The organism is Arthrobacter sp. NQ4 (assembly GCF_029077345.1).
GTDB lineage: Bacteria > Actinomycetota > Actinomycetes > Actinomycetales > Micrococcaceae > Arthrobacter.
Genome location: NZ_JARETC010000015.1, coordinates 61,952 through 78,860, shown reverse-complemented (window position 1 = coordinate 78,860; position 16,909 = coordinate 61,952). Strand labels below are relative to the sequence as shown.

Below are 16,909 nucleotides of genomic sequence, written 5' to 3'. Positions count from 1 at the left end.
GCAAAACCACACCGGGAGCAAGGGGGCGCGTTTGCGCGCAACGGTCAAGGACGTCGCGCGCCTCGCCGGGGTTTCGCCAAAGACGGTTTCGAACGTCATGAACGGAATTGTTCCCGTCAGCGGCCCCACCAGGTTCAAGGTGGAGCAGGCCATGGCGGAACTGGATTACGTGCCCAACCTCTCGGCCCGGGGATTGCGCAACGGCAGGTCTGGCGTCATTGCCCTGGCATTGCCGGACCTGGCCACGCCGTATTCTGCCGAAATTGCGCACAGCGTGGTGGAAGTAGCCCATGAACAGGGCTGGAGCGTGCAGATCGAGGAGACGGGATCCGATCCCACCCGCGAGTACGAATTGATGTCCCGCGCGCGCTCCAACCTGATAGACGGGTTGATCCTCAACCCCGTGGTGCTGGACGAGAGTGCCGTCAAAGTGGGCGTCGCCCTGCCCCCCGTGGTCCTGCTTGGGGAAGTGTCCCAGAAGCTGGCCGACCGTGTGTGGGTGGACAGCGTCGCCGCCGCCCGTGACATGACACTGGCGCTCGGCAGGACGGGCAGGCGGCGTATCGCGGTCCTGGGCGCCGCCGAGGGCAGGGGCTCCGCGGCAGCCGTCCTCCGCACCCGCGGGTACCAGGCCGCGCTTGGCGAACTCGGCATCCCCTGGGACGACTCGTTGATCATCCCGTGCGAAAAGTGGAGCCCGGATACGGCAGCCCATGCTCTTTCCGCCTACCTTGACGCGCACCCGGTGCCCGAGGCGCTGTTCTGTTTCACCGATTCCATGGCGATCGGTGCCCTGAGCGTGTTGTGGAAGCGCGGCCTTCGGGTTCCCGACGATGTGGCCGTTGCGGGTTTCGACGACATCGCGGATGCGAAGTACGCGGTGCCGTCACTGACCACCGTCTCGTTCGACAAGCGCAGGGTGGCCAGCGAGGCCCTGCGGCTCCTCACCGAACGCATGCAGGACCGCGAGGGCCCGCAGCGGGTGGTGGCCGTCGATTACGAAGTCGTGGAGCGGGAAAGCACCTCTTCCTAGGCCCTGCACGCAGCGCCGGCCACTGGCGTGGCGTCGAAGCGAGACAGCGGAATCACTTTGCGAACGCTAACAATTTTCGTTGCGGGACACATTACATCGATGTAATGTGAGGCGTGCGTCACACCGGAGCTTGCGGGACTGCGATGAGGGACACCCGGCAGCAACGGTTGTGGCAACGGAATGACTTTCAGCGGACCCATCCAAAGGAGTGACGGGTGAAGCAGTTTGATTTTTTCGACGACAGGCAACTGTCCAGGCGCCGGCTGTTGTCCGGAAGCGCAGCGTTGGGAAGCGTGTTCGCCGCGGCGGCCTTGTCCGGGTGCGGCGGAAATGCCTCCGCCGCGGCCCCCAGGGATATCCAGTTCTGGCATCTCCTGTCCGGTGGCGACGGCATCAAGATGCAGAACATGATCAGCAAGGTGAACGACGCCAACCCGGCGTTCAAGGTGCACCCGACAGTTCTTGCCTGGGGGCCGCCGTACTACACCAAGCTGGCCATGGCATCGGCCGGCGGCCGTCCGCCGCAGTTGGCCATCATGCATGCCACCCGCGTTCCCGGCTATGCGCCCGGCGGCCTGATCGACCCATGGGACCTGGACCTGCTGTCAGAGTTCGGCGTCACCAGCCAGAGCTTCGCGCCCAGGATCTGGGACAAGAGCCAGAACAACGGCAAAGTCTTCTCCATCGCCCTGGATTCGCACCCCTTTGTCATGTTCTACAACCGTGACGTGGCGGGAAAGGCAGGACTGCTTGGCAGCAACGGGCAGTTGCAGGAAGCGAAGTCCCCGCAGGAATTCATCAGCATCGCGCGGGAAATGCAGAAAGTGACCCAGGCGCACGGTCTGTCCTTCGGGTACCTCGGCAGCGGGTCACAGATGTGGCGCCTTTTCTACACCCTCTACCGGCAGCACGGGGCAAGCATGGAACTGACCCCCGGCAAGCCAATGGTGGCCGACAACGAGGCCGCCGTTGAGTCCCTGGAATTCATGACCTCTCTGTTCGATGACACCATCGCGGCGCAAAGCGGCGACATCAGCACCGGCATCGCGGAATTCGCCCGCGGGGGATCAGGCATGCTCTTCAGCGGGGTCTGGGAGCTGCCCACCTTCAAGAAGGCAAACCTGCCCGTTGACGCCGCCACCATCCCCACGCTGTTTGGAACGCCGGCCGCCTACGCTGACTCGCATTCCTTCGTGCTTCCCCGGCAGCTGAACGTCGACGACGCCAAGCGCCGCGACGTCTACAAATTCGTCAGCGACATCCTCAAGGGCTCGCTGTCCTGGGCTGAGGCAGGGCATATCCCCGCCTTCCAGCCGGTGGTGCAATCCCAGGCCTACCGCGAACTCACGCCCCAGATCCACTACGCCAACGCCGCAGACATCATCGCCTACGACCCGGAGGCCTGGTTCAGCGGATCGGGCTCCGACTGGCAAACGTACTTTGCGGAGACCGTGCAGAACGTGCTCCTCGGCCGCGACAAGGCAACTGATGGCTGGGATGCCTTCGTGCGGCGCACCAATACCCTGCTTTCCCGTCCCAACCCGGTTTGAACCGCCAAGCGACACAGGAGTCCAAATGAGTTCCGTAGCAACTTCACACAGCAGCGAGGGTCCGGCGGGTTCGCTGCCCGGGTTGTCCCGCCAAAGAATGTCCAGGCAGACGGGGTCGAGGACCGCCGGGTCCCGTTCCCAGGGAAGCAGGGACAACCTCAACGGCTGGGCCTTCGCCGCACCGTTCCTGGCATTCTTCCTGGTCTTCCTCGTCTGGCCCCTCCTTTACGGGCTGTACATGAGCCTGACCGGCAAGTCCCTTACCGGCGCCAACGACAGCCTGATTGGGCTGGCGAACTACAGCGAAGCCCTCGCCGACTCCGACATGTGGCATTCGCTGGGCAACACCCTCTACTTCACGGTCATCAGCACCGTCCCGCTGGTGGTCGTCGCCCTGGTGATGGCCGCCCTGGTCAATGTCGGACTGCCCGCGCAATGGCTGTGGCGGCTGTCCTACTTTGCCCCGTACCTGCTGGCCTCCACCGTTGTCTCCCTGTTCTTCACCTGGATGTACAACCCCCAGTTGGGCCTGATCAACGACTCGCTGGCCAAAATAGGGCTGCCGAAAGTTGCGTGGCTGAACGACCCCGGCGTCGCGATGTGGGCAATCGTCATCGCCACACTGTGGTGGACGGTGGGCTTCAACTTCCTCCTGTACCTGGCGGCGATGCAGAACATCCCCGCCCAGCATTATGAGGCGGCGTCGCTGGACGGCGCCGGTGCCTGGCGGCAGTTCTTCTCCATCACCCTGCCGCAGCTGGCCCCCACCACCGTGATGATCGTGCTCCTCCAGATCCTGGCCTCGCTGAAGATTTTCGACCAGGTCTACCAAATGACAGCCGGCGGCCCCGGCGGCGCCACCCGGCCCGTGGTGCAGTACATCTTCGAAACCGGCTTTACCGGATACCGCCTGGGCTACTCGGCAGCCATCTCCTACATCTTCTTCGGACTGATCGTGGCTGTCTCGGTCATCCAGTTCCTCATCACCCGCCGCAGGAGTGCATAGCCATGGCAACTGAAACCCTCGCCCGCCCTGTTCCCTCCACGGCCGCGCCGTCCGCCGGCGGCAGGAACGGCCGCAGGATGAGCCCCGGCCGCGTTGCGGTCCTGGCAGTCGCCGCCCTGCTGGCCGTCCTCTGGATGGTGCCCTTCGCTTGGGCAACCGTCACCGCTTTCAAGAGCGAAACTGATGCCGCCGCTCCGAAGATCAGCTGGATCCCGCCGTCGGGCTTCACCGCCGATGCGTTCGTCAAGGTGTTCCAGGACGGCAACATCCCGCTCTGGACCTGGAACTCCCTGTACACCTCGGCGGCCATCACAGTGATCACGCTGGTCATTTCCGCGCTGGTGGCCTACGCGCTGTCCCGCATCGACTTCCGGGGCAAGAAGGTCCTGATGACCGTGATCATCGCGTCCATTATCGTTCCCCCGCCGGTCCTGATCATCCCGCTGTTCTACCAAATGGTGGCACTGCACATGATCGATACCTCCTGGGCCATCATCCTGCCGCAGGTCATCCATCCCGCCATGGTGTTCGTGCTCAAGAAGTTCTTCGACCAGATCCCGCGCGAACTCGAAGAAGCCGCGGTCATGGACGGTGCCAGCCGGATGCGGATTTTCCTCCAGGTCATCCTTCCGCTGTCCCGCCCCATCCTCGCGGCCGTGGCAATCTTCGTGTTCATCGGCGCCTGGAACAACTTCCTCTGGCCCTTCATCGCTACCAATGACGGGTCCGTCCTGACCCTCCCCGTGGGGTTGCAGACCATCAAGAGCGCCTACGGCATCCAGTACGCCCAGAACATGGCGTCCGCGTTGCTCGCGGCCCTGCCGCTGATCCTGCTTTTCCTGTTCTTCCAGCGCCAGATCATCAAGGGCGTTGCGACGACGGGGCTCGCCGGCACCTGACGCCCACCGTCGCTTTCCACCACCTGCCTGACGTTCAACCAAGGAGATCATTCTTATGTCCCGCGCCAGAATCACCCTCGACCGCGACTTCACCATCGGCGAAGTGCCCCGGCGCCTTTTTGGCTCCTTCGTGGAGCACATGGGCCGCTGCGTCTATACCGGCATCTACGAACCGGGCCACCCGGAGGCCGACGAAAACGGCTTCCGCCAGGACGTCCTCAAACTCGTCAAGGAGCTTGGCGCCACAGTGGTCCGCTATCCCGGCGGCAACTTCGTCTCGGGCTACGACTGGGAAGACGGAATTGGCCCCCGCGAAGACCGGCCGCGCAGGCTTGACGGGGCCTGGCACACCCTGGAAACCAACGCCTTCGGCCTCCACGAGTTCGTGGACTGGTCCCGCCAGGCCGGTACCGAAATCATGGAAGCCATCAACCTGGGAACCCGGGGAGTGGACGCAGCCCGCGCCATCGTCGAATACGCCAACCACCCGGGCGGCACCCGCCTTTCGGACCTGCGCGCCAAAAACGGCCACAAGGACCCCTTCAACATCAAGCTCTGGTGCCTGGGCAATGAAATGGACGGCCCCTGGCAGATCGGCCACAAGACGGCAGAGGAGTACGGCCGGCTGGCCCAGGAGGCGGCCAAGGCCATGCGGTTCGTTGACCCGGACATCGAACTGGTGGCCTGCGGAAGCTCCAACTCGCGGATGCCCACGTTCGGAGCCTGGGAGCAGACCGTCCTGACCCACGCCTACGACGAAGTCGACTATGTTTCCCTGCACGCCTACTACCAGGAGCACGACGGTGACGTCGGCAGCTTCCTGGCCAGCGCCGTCGACACCGACTACTTCATCGAATCGGTCATTGCCACCGCAGACGCGGTCCGCGCCAAGGGCAAGCACAAGAAGCACATCAACCTGTCCTTCGACGAATGGAACGTCTGGTACCAGCGGGGCCTGGACACGGAGGACCAGCCGCACAACGTGTCCAAGGCCGGCTGGCGTGAGCACCCCCGGGTCATCGAGGACAAGTACAACGTGACGGACGCCGTCGTCGTCGGAACTTTGCTCAACTCACTGCTGCGTCACGGCGACCGCGTCAAGATCGCCAACCAGGCGCAATTGGTCAACGTCATCGCCCCCATCTTCAGCGAGGAGAACGGTCCGGCCTGGCGGCAAACGATCTTCCACCCGTTCTCCAGGATTGCGGAGCTGGCGAAGGGCCAGATCCTGCGGTTGTCCGTCGACTCCGACAAGTACGCCAATACCCGGTTTGGCGATACGGACCTGGTCGATGTGAGCGCCACCTGGAACGAGGAGACGGGCCGGGTGGCCTTGTTCCTTGCCAACCGCGGCCTCGAGGAGGCGGCGGACGTGGAGGTCAGCCTGCGGGGCTTCGACGCGCAGCGGGTGGTCAGGGCGGAAGTGCTGGAAATCCCTGACGGCGGTGACCGCTTCACCATCAACAACCAGGACAACCAGGACCGCGTGGGCCTGAAGCCGCTGGAGGGTGCCAAGGCAAACGGCTCTGAGCTGCGCCTCAGCCTTCCTGCGTTGTCGTGGGCCGTCGTCGAACTGGACGTGGTGAAAAACTGACTCCCGCAGCTGCGCAACAAAAAAGGCCGCCCCGTGGGGCGGCCTTTTTTGTGTGGTCCTAGCGGGAGCGCTGGCGGAGGCGCTGCATGTCCAGGATCACCACGGCGCGGGCCTCGAGCCGGAGCCAGCCACGCTGGACAAACTCGGCCAGGGCCTTGTTGACGGTTTCGCGGGAGGCGCCCACCAGCTGCGCCAGTTCTTCCTGCGTGAGCTCGTGCGCCACCAGGACGCCGTCGGTGGCCGGGCGGCCGAAGCGGTCGGCAAGGTCCAGCAGGGCCTTGGCCACGCGGCCCGGGACGTCCGAGAAGACGAGGTCCGAGAGGGAGTCGTTGGTGCGGCGCAGGCGGCGGGCCAGGGCCTGCAGCAGCTGGGCCGAGACCTCGGGGCGGGTGCGCAGCAGGGCGTTCAGGCTCTCGTTCTTGAGCCCGGCCAGCCGGGTTTCGGACACCGCGGTGGCGGTGGCGGTGCGGGGGCTGGGATCAAACAGCGCCATCTCGCCGAAGAGCTCGCCGGGGCCGAGGATGGCCAGGAGCGACTCACGGCCGTCCGGGGAGGTGCGGCCGAGCTTCACCTTGCCGGAGACGATGAAGTACAGCTGGTCACCCTGGTCACCTTCGCGGAACACTGATGCGCCGCGGGAAAGGTCCACCTCGGTGAGTTCGTCCGTCAGCAGCCGGAATGCGTCGTCGTCGAGCGTGGCGAAAAGGGGTGCTCGGCGCAGTACCTCGATGTCCATGAAATCTCCTGAGTAAAAGTATCGGCTGTGGGCGCTTTTGCCATTGTTTCAGAATTTTCAAGGTTCTGTGACGAACTTGGCATGGGAAACGCCCGCAGGCAGCCCGCCGGCGGTCCGCCGGAGGCCGCTGCACCCCACAGAAGATTGTCAGCGTCCGCCACTAGAATGGGGGTTCAACTGTAAATAAGGAGCCTTTGTGGTCGGCCTGACTGTCCTGGACATTGTCCTGATCCTGGCGCTGCTGTCATACCTGGTCTACGGCCTCCGCAATGGGTTCCTGGTCACTGTCGGCGGCCTTGCAGGCTTTGCCGCCGGCGCCATTGCCGCTTTCTTTGCCGTCCCGCTCGTCAGCACCTTTGTTGAGGACTCCGGGTGGAGGCTCACCGCCATCATCGCTGCCGCCGTCGTCCTGATGGCACTGGGGCATGGCCTGGGAACCATGGTGGGGCGCCAACTCCGCGGCGTGGTGCGGATCCGGCCGCTGCGGGCGGTGGACCGGCTGGTGGGCGGGGCGCTGAACCTTGTGGTGTCCGCCCTGGTGATGTCCATGCTGGCATTCAGCGTTAGCTCGCTCGGCGTGCCCGTGGTGTCCCAGCAGCTGGCTGAATCCAAGGTGATCCGCTTCATCGACGGGCTGACGCCCACCCCGGTCAAGGCCACCATGGCGGAGCTGCGGTCCACGGTGATCGGCAACGGCATCCCCACCCTGCTCGAAGGCCTGGACCAGGGCCAGGCCGTCCAGGTGCCCAACACCAGCACCAATACACCCGCGCTCAACAGGGCTGCCCAGTCCGTCCTGAGGATCGCGGGCACGGCCTATGAATGCGGCCAGAACCAGACCGGCAGTGGCTTCGTCGTCTCGGAGGACCGCGTGGTAACCAACGCGCACGTGGTGGCCGGTGTGTCGCAGCCGGTGGTGGAAATGCCCGACGGCGGGGCCATGCCCGGGCGGGTGGTCTACTTCGACACCCGGCGCGACCTTGCAGTCCTGGCCGTGGACAACCTGCCGTCCCAGCCGCTGCAACTGAGCCGCGACCTACCCGGCGGCAGCCAGGCTGCGTTCGCCGGGTACCCGCACGGCGGCCCATTCCAGTCCAAGCCCGCCACCGTCCAGGACATTGCCACCGTCCTGGTCCCGGACATCTACGGCAACAATCCCGCGCCGGAGGACATCTACCGCCTTGCCGGGGACGTCCAGCCGGGCAATTCCGGCGGGCCGCTGCTCACCACCGACGGCCAGGTGGCAGGCGTAATTTTCGCCAAGGCAACCTCGGACGCCGAGGTGGGGTTCGCCATCACCATGAATGACCTGGACCCCGTCGCGGAGCAGGCGCCATCGCTGGCCTCACCCGTGTCCTCCGGGCAGTGCATCCAAAAATAAGGCACTGCATCCAGAAGTAAGGGCACCGCGTCCCTCCGGCTACAGGACCTCTGCCAGGTAGTCGATGGCGAGCTTGTAGCCGAACACTCCAGCGCCCACAATCACTGCCGCGCAAACCGGTGACAGGTAGGAGTGGTGCCGGAATTCCTCCCGCTGGTGCACGTTGGTGATGTGAACCTCGACGGCGGGAAGCTGCACGGCTGCCAGGGCGTCGCGAAGTGCCACGGAGGTGTGCGTGAAGGCGCCCGCGTTCAGGACGATTCCCACGGCGGCGCCCCGGGCTGCGTGGATGGCGTCCAGCAGGACGCCTTCATGGTTGGACTGGACGCACTCCACGGCGAATCCGTGGTTCTTCCCGGCGGCCGCAGCCAGCTGTTCGACGTCGGCAAGGGTGGAGGTGCCGTACTTTTCCGGCTCCCGCGTACCCAGCATGTTCAAGTTGGGGCCATTGATTACGAGGATGGTGCCGCGGCCGGCTTCGACAGTGGAGGAGGCTTCAGTCATGCCTGCAAATCTATCGGTTGGCCATCCCTGCCGCGCATTCTTACGCCGGCATACACCATCGACTGCTGAGTACTTGTCGTTCTGAAGCTCCAAAACGACAAGTACGCGGCAATGGATGTCAGAGGGCCGTGACCTTCAGCAGTACTGCGTGCTCCGGGTTGAGGATGGGCATGGGCAGCCCCACCTCTGCCAGGAACCTGCCGCTGGCCTCTGCGCCGCCGGACAGCCAGGCGGGCGGCTCGACCTGCGTGTACGTGTGGGCGTGGTCGGCGTCGTCCGTGGTGGGGAAGAGCGCTTCCACCCGGTAGCTGCGGCCGGCGTCGAGCCCCGGGATGCCGATGCGGCCCGGTGCCTCCGCTGCCGAGGTGCGCGTGCTGACCAGGGCGAACAGGCCCGCCGTCGTCCCTTCCTGGACTTCGATGCCGTCCCCGGCAGAACCGGCCACCACGCCGTGCAGGAGCAACGAGTCGTCGGTGAGGTCCGCATGGACCCGGCGGCCGCCGTGGATCAGGTCCCGGTGCTCCTTGTACAGGCCCACAATGCGCCGCAGCTCCTCGCGGTCCTTGCCCTGGACGCCCCGGATGTCCCACTCCATGCCGAAATGACCGAACAGTGCCGTGATGGCCCGGAAGGACAGGTCGTGGGTGCGGGCCGTGGTGTGCGAGGTGGTTGGGCCGATGTGGCTGCCCACCAATTCGGGCGGAACCACCGCACCGGTCCAGCGCTGGATGGTCTGCCGCTCCAGCGCGTCGTTGCAGTCGGAAGCCCAGATACGGTCGGTCCGCTCCAGGATGCCCAGGTCGACACGTCCGCCGCCGGAAGAGCAGCTCTCAATTTCCACGCCGGGATGGGCCTTCCGGAGCTCGTCAAACAGGCGGTACGCGGCCAGGGTCTGTGCGTGGACCGAGGGGCGGCCGGCGTGGCCGTGTTCGGCCAGGTCACGGTTCTGGTCCCACTTCAGGTAGCTGATGTTGTTCCCGGCCAGGAGCGCATCGATCCGGTCGAAGACGTACTGCCACGCCTCCGGGTTCACCAGGTCGATGACGTGCTGGTTGCGCCACTCCAAGGGCAGCCGGCCGCCGTCCTTGTGCGCGGCGGCGGAGGGGCCCACGATCCAGTCCGGGTGCGCCCGGGCCACGTCCGAGTCCAGGTTCACCATTTCCGGCTCGACCCACAGTCCGAACTCCATGCCACGCGAGGTGACCGCGTTGATCAGCGGGGCCAGCCCGTCCGGCCAGACGGTCCCGTCGACATACCAGTCTCCCAGCCCGGCGTGGTCGTCACGGCGGCCCCGGAACCAGCCGTCGTCAAGCACGAAGCGCTCCACGCCGAGGCCGGCCGCGGACTCCGCCAGTTCAATCAGCGTGTCCAGGTTGTGGTCGAAGTACACGGCCTCCCACGTGTTGAGCACCACGGGGCGCGGTTTGCCTGCGGGCAGGCCGGTGGACGCGGCGGGCAGCACGTGGTGGGGGCGGGAGCGGAACCAGCTGTAGAAGGCTTCGGTGATGCCGTCCAGGCCGCGGTCCGAGTAGGCGGCGAACAGTGCCGGGGTGGTGTAGCTGCCACCCGGTTCCAGGGTGACTTCCGCGGGGCCCAGCAGCTCCGAGCCGCCGATCATGGTCCGGCCGTCACCGATGGTGTCCGCGAACTGTTCGTGGTTGCCGCTCCAGGCCAGGTGCGTCGCCCAGACTTTGCCATGCCGGTTGCCGAACCCCTGGGTGCCGGCGGCGAACAGCAGGGAGGAATCGTGGCCGGTGCGGCCGTGCCGTCCGGTCCGGACCCACGTGCCTTGCTGGATCCGGTGCCGCTGCGGGTGGCGTTCCCGGCACCAGCGCCCGGTCAGGTCCAGGAGTTCGACGGCGTCCGGTGCCACCGGGAGGACGGTGGCCAGCTCGTCCACCTGGAACGGGGTGGTGCCGTCATTGGTGACGGTGTGGCGCAGTTCCAGCAGGCCGCCGTCGTGAAGCTTAAGGGAGGAGGAGACACTGAGCCCGGCGTCGGCGTCGGCCTGCACGATGGTGGCGGCGGCACCCTCAGTGTTCACGGAGGTGACGCGGAGGCGGGACGAGAAGTCGAAGCCGGCGGCGCCGGCGGTGATGCGATGGCCGCGCAGGGCAGGCCGGCCCCGCCAGGCGGAAGCGGCCGAGGGGAGGAGGCCGGCTGGAACGTGGGCGTCAATGGAGGAGTGCCCCACCGGAGCGCCCAGGATGCCGAGGTCCGGCACGTCTGCTCCCAGGTCGGCGCCCCAGTGGATGACCTCGGCCTCCCCGCTGTCGAAGCTGACCAGCAGGCTGGTGCCGGCGGAACGGAGGTACAGGGGGTCCATAGGAATGTCTCTCTTCGTGATGATGCTGTGCGCTGAAAGTTAAGGGATGGGGACAGGGTAGCCGGATGCCGCCGCCGCGAGGGGGACGGCGGCACCCGGCCGGGGTGGTTGCGACCACATACGCAGCCACGTGGAGGGGCTACTTGAACAGGGCGTTGACCTGGTCGTTGGCCTGGGTCAGGGAGCTGGCCGGGGCCTTGCCCGAGACCACGGCGTCCATGGCCGGCTTCATGATGCCGTCAACCTTGGCTGCCTTGTCCGCAATGGGGAAGAGGAAAGTGGTGCCATCCTTGACCTGCTGGCTGAACGGGGTGACGTCCACGCCCTTTGCCTTGAACGCCTCGACGGCCTTGTCTGCGGAGGACTTGATGGCGGGGAAGACGACGGCCTTGGCCGCGACCACGTCCTGGCAGGCAGCGGAGCCGAGGTACTCGACCCACTTGGCGGCGGCTTCGGGCTTCTTGGTGCCGGCGTAGATGGAGTCAGCCAGCCCGTTGTACATGCTGGAGCGCTTGCCGTCCACACCCGTCGGGGTAGGGGCGATGCCGACCTTGATGTCCTTGTACCCGGTGTACTGGCCGATCATCCAGGAGCCGTTGGCGTTGATCACGGACTTGCCGGCCGCGAAGGTGTCCGCCATGCTGGCGCCCACTGTGGTCTCGAGCTTGGGCATGTAGCCCTTCTGCACCAGGCCTGCGAACCAGTCGATGCTCTGCTGGAACTTGGGGTCGTCATAGTTGAAGTGCTTGCCCCAAGGGTTCTTGTCCGTGTGCGTCCAGCCGGTGGTTCCGGTCAGGTAGCTCCATTCGGTCTGGCCCTGGCCGGAACCGGAGCCATTGAGGCCAAGACCGTAGACCGCCACGTTGTCCTTGTCGAAGCCGGGCTCGTCGCCGCGTTTGCCGTTTTTGTCCACTGTCAGGTGGGCGATGGTCTTTTCGTACGTGCCGCCGTCCTGGGGGTTCCAGGTCAGGGTGGCCATCTGCTCCGGGGTGACGCCTGCGTCCGCTGCCAGCTTGGTGTTGTAGAACAGGCCGATGGTGTCCCAGTCCTTAGGCAGTCCGTAGCGCTTTCCGTCCTCTCCGACCCAGAGGTCCGCCAGCCCGGAGTTGTAGATCCCGGTGTCGATGTTGTCCTTCTTGACGGCGTCATCCAGGGCGAGGATCTGCTTGTTCTTGACGAACTCGGGGTACTTGGCCAGGTGGTCGGTGAAGACGTCCGGCGCGGTGCCTGCGACGAAGCCGTTGGTAAGGGTGCCCCAGTAGTCGTCCCAGCCGCGCTGGGTGACCTTGACGGTGATGTCCGGGTTGGCTTTGTGGAAGTCGTCGGCGCACTGCTTGTAGGCCGGGAGCTGGTTGGCGTCCCAGAGCCAGTAGTTGATCTCGCCCTTGCCGGCCTCGGCGGAGCCACCGCTTCCGCAGGCGGAGAGTGCCAGGACGGCGGCCGCGGCTGCAGCGAGGGAACCGAGTGCTTTCTTCTTGTTCATGAGGGTCCTTTCAGGGTGTGCTTCCGGGCGCGCCGCCATGGCGCGGCCGGGGTCAGGGAGCTGGGGAGCTGAGGGGTGTTACTTAATGCCGGAGAAGCCGATGGAGTTGACGATCTTCTTGCCGAAGGCGGCGAACAGGATCAGGACCGGAAGGGCCGAGACCAGGGTTGCCGCCATGAGGCCGGACCAGTCCGGTGCACCCTGGGGCGACTGGGACTTGAAGACGCCCAGGCCCACGGTGAGGACGCGGACGGATTCGTCCTGGCCCACCAGCAGGGGCCAGAAGTATTCATTCCACTGGCCGATGAATGTGAGCAGGGCAAGTGTGGCGAGCGGGGCTGCGGCGTTGGGCAGGATGATCTGGAAGAAGATCCGGAGGTGCTTGGCGCCGTCGAGCATTGCCGCTTCTTCGACTTCGCGGGACATGTTCAGGAAGAACTGGCGGAGGAAGAAGATGGCGAAGGGGGTCATGAAGATATAGGGCAGCACCAGGCCAACCATGGTGTTCAGCAGGCCCAGGTTCTTGATGAGCAGGAAGTTGGGCAGGGCCGTGAAGATCGGCGGGACCATCATGGTGGCCAGGAAGAGGCTGAACACGGCGTTCCGTCCCCGCCAGCGGAGCCGGGCGAACGCGTACGCCGCCATGGCGCTGAAGAACACGGCCCCGATGGTGGTGATGGAGGCGAACAGCACGGAGTTGCGGAGGTAGGACCAGAAGTCGATCTGGGCGCCGGAACCGCCGTCGGCCACGGCTTCCTCCGGGGACTGCAGGCCGAAGACGCGCTGGAACGCACCCAGGTTGAACTCGGCGGGGAGCAGGTTGGTGGCGTTGGAGGCCAGGGCCCCGTTGGTGGACAGCGCGGTCCGCAGGACCCAGTAGAACGGGAGGACGGAGACGGCGACGGCGATGGCGACGAGGACCCAGGCGCCGGCGCGGCGCCAGTTGAACGGGCGACGCCGGGCGGCCGGCCGGGCGGGGGCGGAGACTCTTGCGGTGGTCATGGGGCGTCCTTAGTCCAGGTCCGATTCATTGCCCTTGAGGAACTTCATTTGGATGAAGGCCACCAGGGCGAGGATGACGAAGAGGATGACGGCCAGGGCGGACCCGTAACCGAAGTCCGATTCCGTGAAGGCCTTTTGGTAGATGTAGAACTGCAGCACGCGGCTGGCGTTGACCGGTCCGCCCTGGGTGGTGACGGCGACGGTGTCGAAGACCTGGAAGGAACCGATGATGGTGACGATCAGGACCAGGGCCAGGACCGGGCGCAGCAGGGGCAGGGTGATCTTCCGGAACGTCTGCCATAGGGAGGCGCCGTCCAGGTTGGCAACCTCGTAGACATGGTGCGGGATGGCCTGCAGGCCGGCGAAGATCAGCAGTGCGGTGTAGCCCATGTGCCGCCAGGTGTTGATCAGGGCCTGCGTGGGGATGGCCCATTCTTCGCTGCCGAAAAAAGCTACCTTGGGCATGCCCAGGGCATCGATGAAGTAGTTGACGATGCCGATCTGGTAGTCCAGCAGCCAGAACCACAGCAGTGCGGCGATCACGTTGGCCATCAGGTAGGGGAGGAGCAGGGTCCCCCGGATGAACGTTGATTTGGCCACGCGGTGCATCAGGAGGGCCAGGCCCAGGGCCAGCGCCGTCTGCAGGACGATGTTGATCAGGACGTACTGCGTGGTGACCGCGAGGGCGTTCCAGAAAAGGGGATCCTTGCCGATGGCCTCATAGTTGGCGGTCCCGATCCAGGTGGGATCCCCGAGGATGCTGTATTCGGTGAAGCTGAGGTAGATGCCGCGAAGCGTGGGCACCAGGTAAAAGGCGATAAATCCGATCATTGCGGGGGCGATGAAGAACAGTGCGGTCTTCAGGTCGCTTTGTCCCCCGCGCTTCAGCGGCCGGCGCACTGAGTGCTCTGCCGGGCTGGCGTTCCTGGTAAGGGTGGTCATCGTCGACCCTTTCGGCGAGTGTGATGGAAGTAACAAGCTGCGATGTAATCTACACGAGTAGATTTAGCTCGGCAATGCCTACGTCGAAATGTTTCTACACCACGTATTTTTGCCATTCTATGGATATTGACTCGAGTAGATCCGAGTGAAACACTCGGACAAACCCCTATCGGAAGGCAAACAATGACGTTCTCCATCGGCATCGTGGGCGCAGGCCAGTTCGGCGGCCAGTTCGCGCACCTGTTCAACCTGCACCCCGGCATCAGCGCAGTCCACATGGTCGACAAGCTGCCCGCACGTGCGGAATCAGTGGCCGAACACCTCGAACTCGCCGGTGTACTGCCGGACTTTGACGCGCTCCTGGCCTCTGACATCGATGCGGTGGCAATTTTCACGCAGCGCTGGACGCACGGTCCGCTGGTGGAACGTGCCCTCCGTGCAGGCAAGCACGTCTACTCTGCGGTCCCCATGGCAGTGTCAGAGGACGAAATCGAGCGCATCATTGAAGCCGTCCGGGAAACCGGTCTGGTCTACATGATGGGGGAGACCAGCTACTACAACCCGGCCACCGTCTATGCCCGCGAACAGCACGCGGCCGGCAGGTTCGGGCGGATCTTCTACTCCGAGGGTGACTACGTCCACGACATGGACCTTGGCTTCTATGACGCCTACCAGTACAGCGGCGGCGACCGGTGGAAAGAGACGGCCAGCTATCCGCCCATGCTCTACCCCACCCACGCCATCGGCGGTGTGCTCGGGGCAGTCCCGGCCCACGCCGTCAGCGTCAGCTGCGTGGGGGTCAGCGACCAGCGGAACGACGGCGTGTTCGACAAGGACGTCAGCATGTTCGGCAACGACTTCTCCAACGCCACGGCGCTTTTCGAACTGAATGACGGCGGCGTGATGCGCACCAACGAAATGCGCCGCGTCGGTTATCCGTCGCACATCCGAGAATCCCGGTTCCGGTTCTTCGGCACCGAGGCCAGTTTCGAACAGCTCGCCAAGGTCACCGTCTGGCAGGACAAGCAGGACGTCCACGACATGTCGGAGCAGATGGAAACCCGTCCCAGCATGTCCCTGGACGATCCGTCCCTGGCCCACGTGGCGCCGGAGCTTCGGGACGCGTTCGTGTCGGGACTCTCCCCGGTCCACGACGCGGGACGGCTGCCCGTGGAGTTCCAGGGAGCGCCCAACGGCCATGAGGGCAGCCATCATTTCCTGGTGGACGACTTCGTCACCGCGGTGAACAACCGGACGCTGCCCCCGGTCAACGCCTGGGTGGCCGCACGTTTCACCCTCCCCGGGATCGTGGCCCACGAATCGGCCCGGCAGAACGGCGCCCGGCTGCCCATCCGCGACTTTGGCGATGCCCCGGCCGACTCGTAGCTAGCATGGAGACCATGACATCACCGGCAGTAAAGGCTCCCCGTGGCGGCCCTGTGACGCGCAAGGACGTTGCGCGGTATGCCGGCGTCAGCACCGCCGTCGTCAGCTACGTGGTTAATGGCGGCCCCAAGAAGGTGGCGCCGGCCACCGAAGCAAAAGTGCAGGACGCCATCCGCGTCCTCGGATACCGGCCCAATGCGGCGGCCCGTGCACTCAAGCTGGGCTCAAGCGAGACCCTGGGGCTCATCATCCCGGACAATACAAACCCCTTCTTCTCCCTGCTCGCCCACGCAGTCGAGGATGCCGCCGCGGATCTGGGCTACGCCCTGGTCCTCAGCAACTCAGACGGGAACCTGGCCAAGGAGGGGCGCAACATCCGCAACCTTGCCGCCCGCCAGGTGGATGGAGTGCTGCTGGCCAGTGTCCTCTTCGAACCGGACCTCGAAGCGCTTGAAACGGCGGACATCCCGGCGGTACTGCTGAACCAGGAACGGGATGCCCCGGGTTTCAACAGCATCGGGGTCGACCTGGCTGCGGGAGCCCGGATCGCTGTCGAGCACCTCATCGGCCACGGGCACACCAATATTGGACTGGCCATGGGCACCAACGTTTCGGGCAGCATGGATGGCCGTGAGGTGGGCTGGCGCCAGGCCCTGCAGGAGGCCGGGCTGCAGGAAGGACCTGTCGTCTACAGCGGATTCACCTGGCCCGGCGGCTATTCGGCCGGCCAGCGCCTGGTCGCCTCGATCAACCGGCCAACAGCCATCTTCGCCACCTCGGATACCCAGGCAGTGGGTCTGCTGCGGGCTATCCATGAGGCAGGGCTGGCAGTTCCGGGGGATATCGCAGTGGTGTCCTTCGACGGATCGATTGAAGCCGAATACTCCTGGCCGCCCCTGACTACGGTGGAGCAGCCCGTGGCTGCGATGGCGGAGGCCGCCGTCAACGCCCTGGTGGAGGCCCGGCGCGGGGGAAAACCGAAACACAACATATTTCCCACAAAGCTTCACGTCCGGCAGTCCTGCGGCTGCCCTTAAACCAAGAGGTCACCATCCCCGCCGGCCGCG

The 16,909-nt window shown here is 65.2% G+C and carries 14 protein-coding genes; 8 read left to right on the top strand and 6 right to left on the bottom strand.

Features of this window, described 5'->3' with window-relative positions; translation table 11 throughout:
* Nucleotides 1-31: 31 nt before the first annotated feature.
* From PUN51_RS18990 to arfA, 5 genes are all read left to right on the top strand, one after another.
* The gene (locus PUN51_RS18990) at nt 32-1,033 is read left to right on the top strand and encodes a LacI family DNA-binding transcriptional regulator (RefSeq protein WP_224027034.1); all 1,002 of its coding nucleotides are present in this window, start codon (nt 32-34) and stop codon (nt 1,031-1,033) included.
* Nucleotides 1,034-1,248: 215 nt separating this feature from the next.
* Nucleotides 1,249-2,583, top strand: coding sequence for an extracellular solute-binding protein (locus PUN51_RS18985; RefSeq protein WP_275182149.1), 1,335 nt, complete (start codon nt 1,249-1,251; stop codon nt 2,581-2,583).
* A gap of 97 nt (nt 2,584-2,680) precedes the next feature.
* Nucleotides 2,681-3,589, top strand: a complete 909-nt coding sequence (locus PUN51_RS18980; protein ID WP_275182158.1) for a carbohydrate ABC transporter permease — start codon at nt 2,681-2,683, stop codon at nt 3,587-3,589.
* Nucleotides 3,590-3,591: 2 nt separating this feature from the next.
* The gene (locus PUN51_RS18975) at nt 3,592-4,488 is read left to right on the top strand and encodes a carbohydrate ABC transporter permease (protein ID WP_275182148.1); all 897 of its coding nucleotides are present in this window, start codon (nt 3,592-3,594) and stop codon (nt 4,486-4,488) included.
* 55 nt (nt 4,489-4,543) lie between these two features.
* A complete protein-coding gene (arfA, locus tag PUN51_RS18970) occupies nt 4,544-6,082 on the top strand; it encodes an arabinosylfuranosidase ArfA (protein WP_275182147.1) in 1,539 nt (512 codons plus the stop codon).
* 58 nt (nt 6,083-6,140) lie between these two features.
* Here the strand turns inward: arfA and PUN51_RS18965 are convergent, their stop codons facing one another.
* Nucleotides 6,141-6,818, bottom strand: a complete 678-nt coding sequence (locus PUN51_RS18965) for a Crp/Fnr family transcriptional regulator (RefSeq protein ID WP_011775987.1) — start codon at nt 6,816-6,818, stop codon at nt 6,141-6,143.
* A gap of 196 nt (nt 6,819-7,014) precedes the next feature.
* On the opposite strand from PUN51_RS18965, the gene PUN51_RS18960 reads away from it, so the two are divergent.
* Nucleotides 7,015-8,199, top strand: coding sequence for a MarP family serine protease (locus PUN51_RS18960; RefSeq protein WP_159630702.1), 1,185 nt, complete (start codon nt 7,015-7,017; stop codon nt 8,197-8,199).
* 39 nt (nt 8,200-8,238) lie between these two features.
* On the opposite strand, the gene aroQ is transcribed toward PUN51_RS18960, so the two are convergent.
* The 5 genes from aroQ to PUN51_RS18935 all read right to left on the bottom strand — a co-directional run bounded on the left by aroQ (nt 8,239) and on the right by PUN51_RS18935 (nt 14,456).
* Nucleotides 8,239-8,703 carry a type II 3-dehydroquinate dehydratase gene (gene aroQ, locus PUN51_RS18955; protein ID WP_159630704.1) on the bottom strand — a complete coding sequence of 155 codons (465 nt, stop codon included), beginning with the start codon at nt 8,701-8,703 and terminating at the stop codon, nt 8,239-8,241.
* A 118-nt stretch (nt 8,704-8,821) separates the two neighbouring features.
* Nucleotides 8,822-11,029, bottom strand: coding sequence for an alpha-galactosidase (locus PUN51_RS18950; RefSeq protein ID WP_275182146.1), 2,208 nt, complete (start codon nt 11,027-11,029; stop codon nt 8,822-8,824).
* Between the two features lie 139 nt (nt 11,030-11,168).
* Nucleotides 11,169-12,512 (bottom strand): ABC transporter substrate-binding protein, encoded by a 1,344-nt coding sequence (locus tag PUN51_RS18945; RefSeq protein ID WP_275182145.1) that lies wholly within the window; start codon nt 12,510-12,512, stop codon nt 11,169-11,171.
* A gap of 78 nt (nt 12,513-12,590) precedes the next feature.
* The gene (locus PUN51_RS18940) at nt 12,591-13,514 is read right to left on the bottom strand and encodes a carbohydrate ABC transporter permease (RefSeq protein ID WP_224027029.1); all 924 of its coding nucleotides are present in this window, start codon (nt 13,512-13,514) and stop codon (nt 12,591-12,593) included.
* Nucleotides 13,515-13,523: 9 nt separating this feature from the next.
* Nucleotides 13,524-14,456, bottom strand: a complete 933-nt coding sequence (locus PUN51_RS18935; RefSeq protein ID WP_275182144.1) for a carbohydrate ABC transporter permease — start codon at nt 14,454-14,456, stop codon at nt 13,524-13,526.
* A 183-nt stretch (nt 14,457-14,639) separates the two neighbouring features.
* On the opposite strand from PUN51_RS18935, the gene PUN51_RS18930 reads away from it, so the two are divergent.
* Both PUN51_RS18930 and PUN51_RS18925 read left to right on the top strand, forming a co-directional pair.
* Complete coding sequence (locus PUN51_RS18930; protein ID WP_275182143.1) at nt 14,640-15,842, top strand: Gfo/Idh/MocA family protein; 1,203 nt, start codon at nt 14,640-14,642, stop codon at nt 15,840-15,842.
* A gap of 14 nt (nt 15,843-15,856) precedes the next feature.
* Nucleotides 15,857-16,879 (top strand): LacI family DNA-binding transcriptional regulator, encoded by a 1,023-nt coding sequence (locus PUN51_RS18925; protein WP_275182142.1) that lies wholly within the window; start codon nt 15,857-15,859, stop codon nt 16,877-16,879.
* The last annotated feature ends 30 nt before the right edge of the window (nt 16,880-16,909 follow it).

Bases quoted from the DNA above. Each gene is read 5' to 3' on its own strand.
- aroQ (WP_159630704.1), bottom strand. From the start codon at position 8,703: ATGACTGAAGCCTCCTCCACTGTCGAAGCCGGCCGCGGCACCATCCTC.
- PUN51_RS18925 (WP_275182142.1), top strand. From the start codon at position 15,857: ATGACATCACCGGCAGTAAAGGCTCCCCGTGGCGGCCCTGTGACGCGC.
- PUN51_RS18940 (WP_224027029.1), bottom strand. From the start codon at position 13,514: ATGACCACCGCAAGAGTCTCCGCCCCCGCCCGGCCGGCCGCCCGGCGT.
- PUN51_RS18975 (WP_275182148.1), top strand. From the start codon at position 3,592: ATGGCAACTGAAACCCTCGCCCGCCCTGTTCCCTCCACGGCCGCGCCG.
- PUN51_RS18945 (WP_275182145.1), bottom strand. From the start codon at position 12,512: ATGAACAAGAAGAAAGCACTCGGTTCCCTCGCTGCAGCCGCGGCCGCC.
- PUN51_RS18950 (WP_275182146.1), bottom strand. From the start codon at position 11,029: ATGGACCCCCTGTACCTCCGTTCCGCCGGCACCAGCCTGCTGGTCAGC.
- PUN51_RS18935 (WP_275182144.1), bottom strand. From the start codon at position 14,456: ATGACCACCCTTACCAGGAACGCCAGCCCGGCAGAGCACTCAGTGCGC.
- PUN51_RS18965 (WP_011775987.1), bottom strand. From the start codon at position 6,818: ATGGACATCGAGGTACTGCGCCGAGCACCCCTTTTCGCCACGCTCGAC.
- PUN51_RS18930 (WP_275182143.1), top strand. From the start codon at position 14,640: ATGACGTTCTCCATCGGCATCGTGGGCGCAGGCCAGTTCGGCGGCCAG.
- arfA (WP_275182147.1), top strand. From the start codon at position 4,544: ATGTCCCGCGCCAGAATCACCCTCGACCGCGACTTCACCATCGGCGAA.
- PUN51_RS18980 (WP_275182158.1), top strand. From the start codon at position 2,681: ATGTCCAGGCAGACGGGGTCGAGGACCGCCGGGTCCCGTTCCCAGGGA.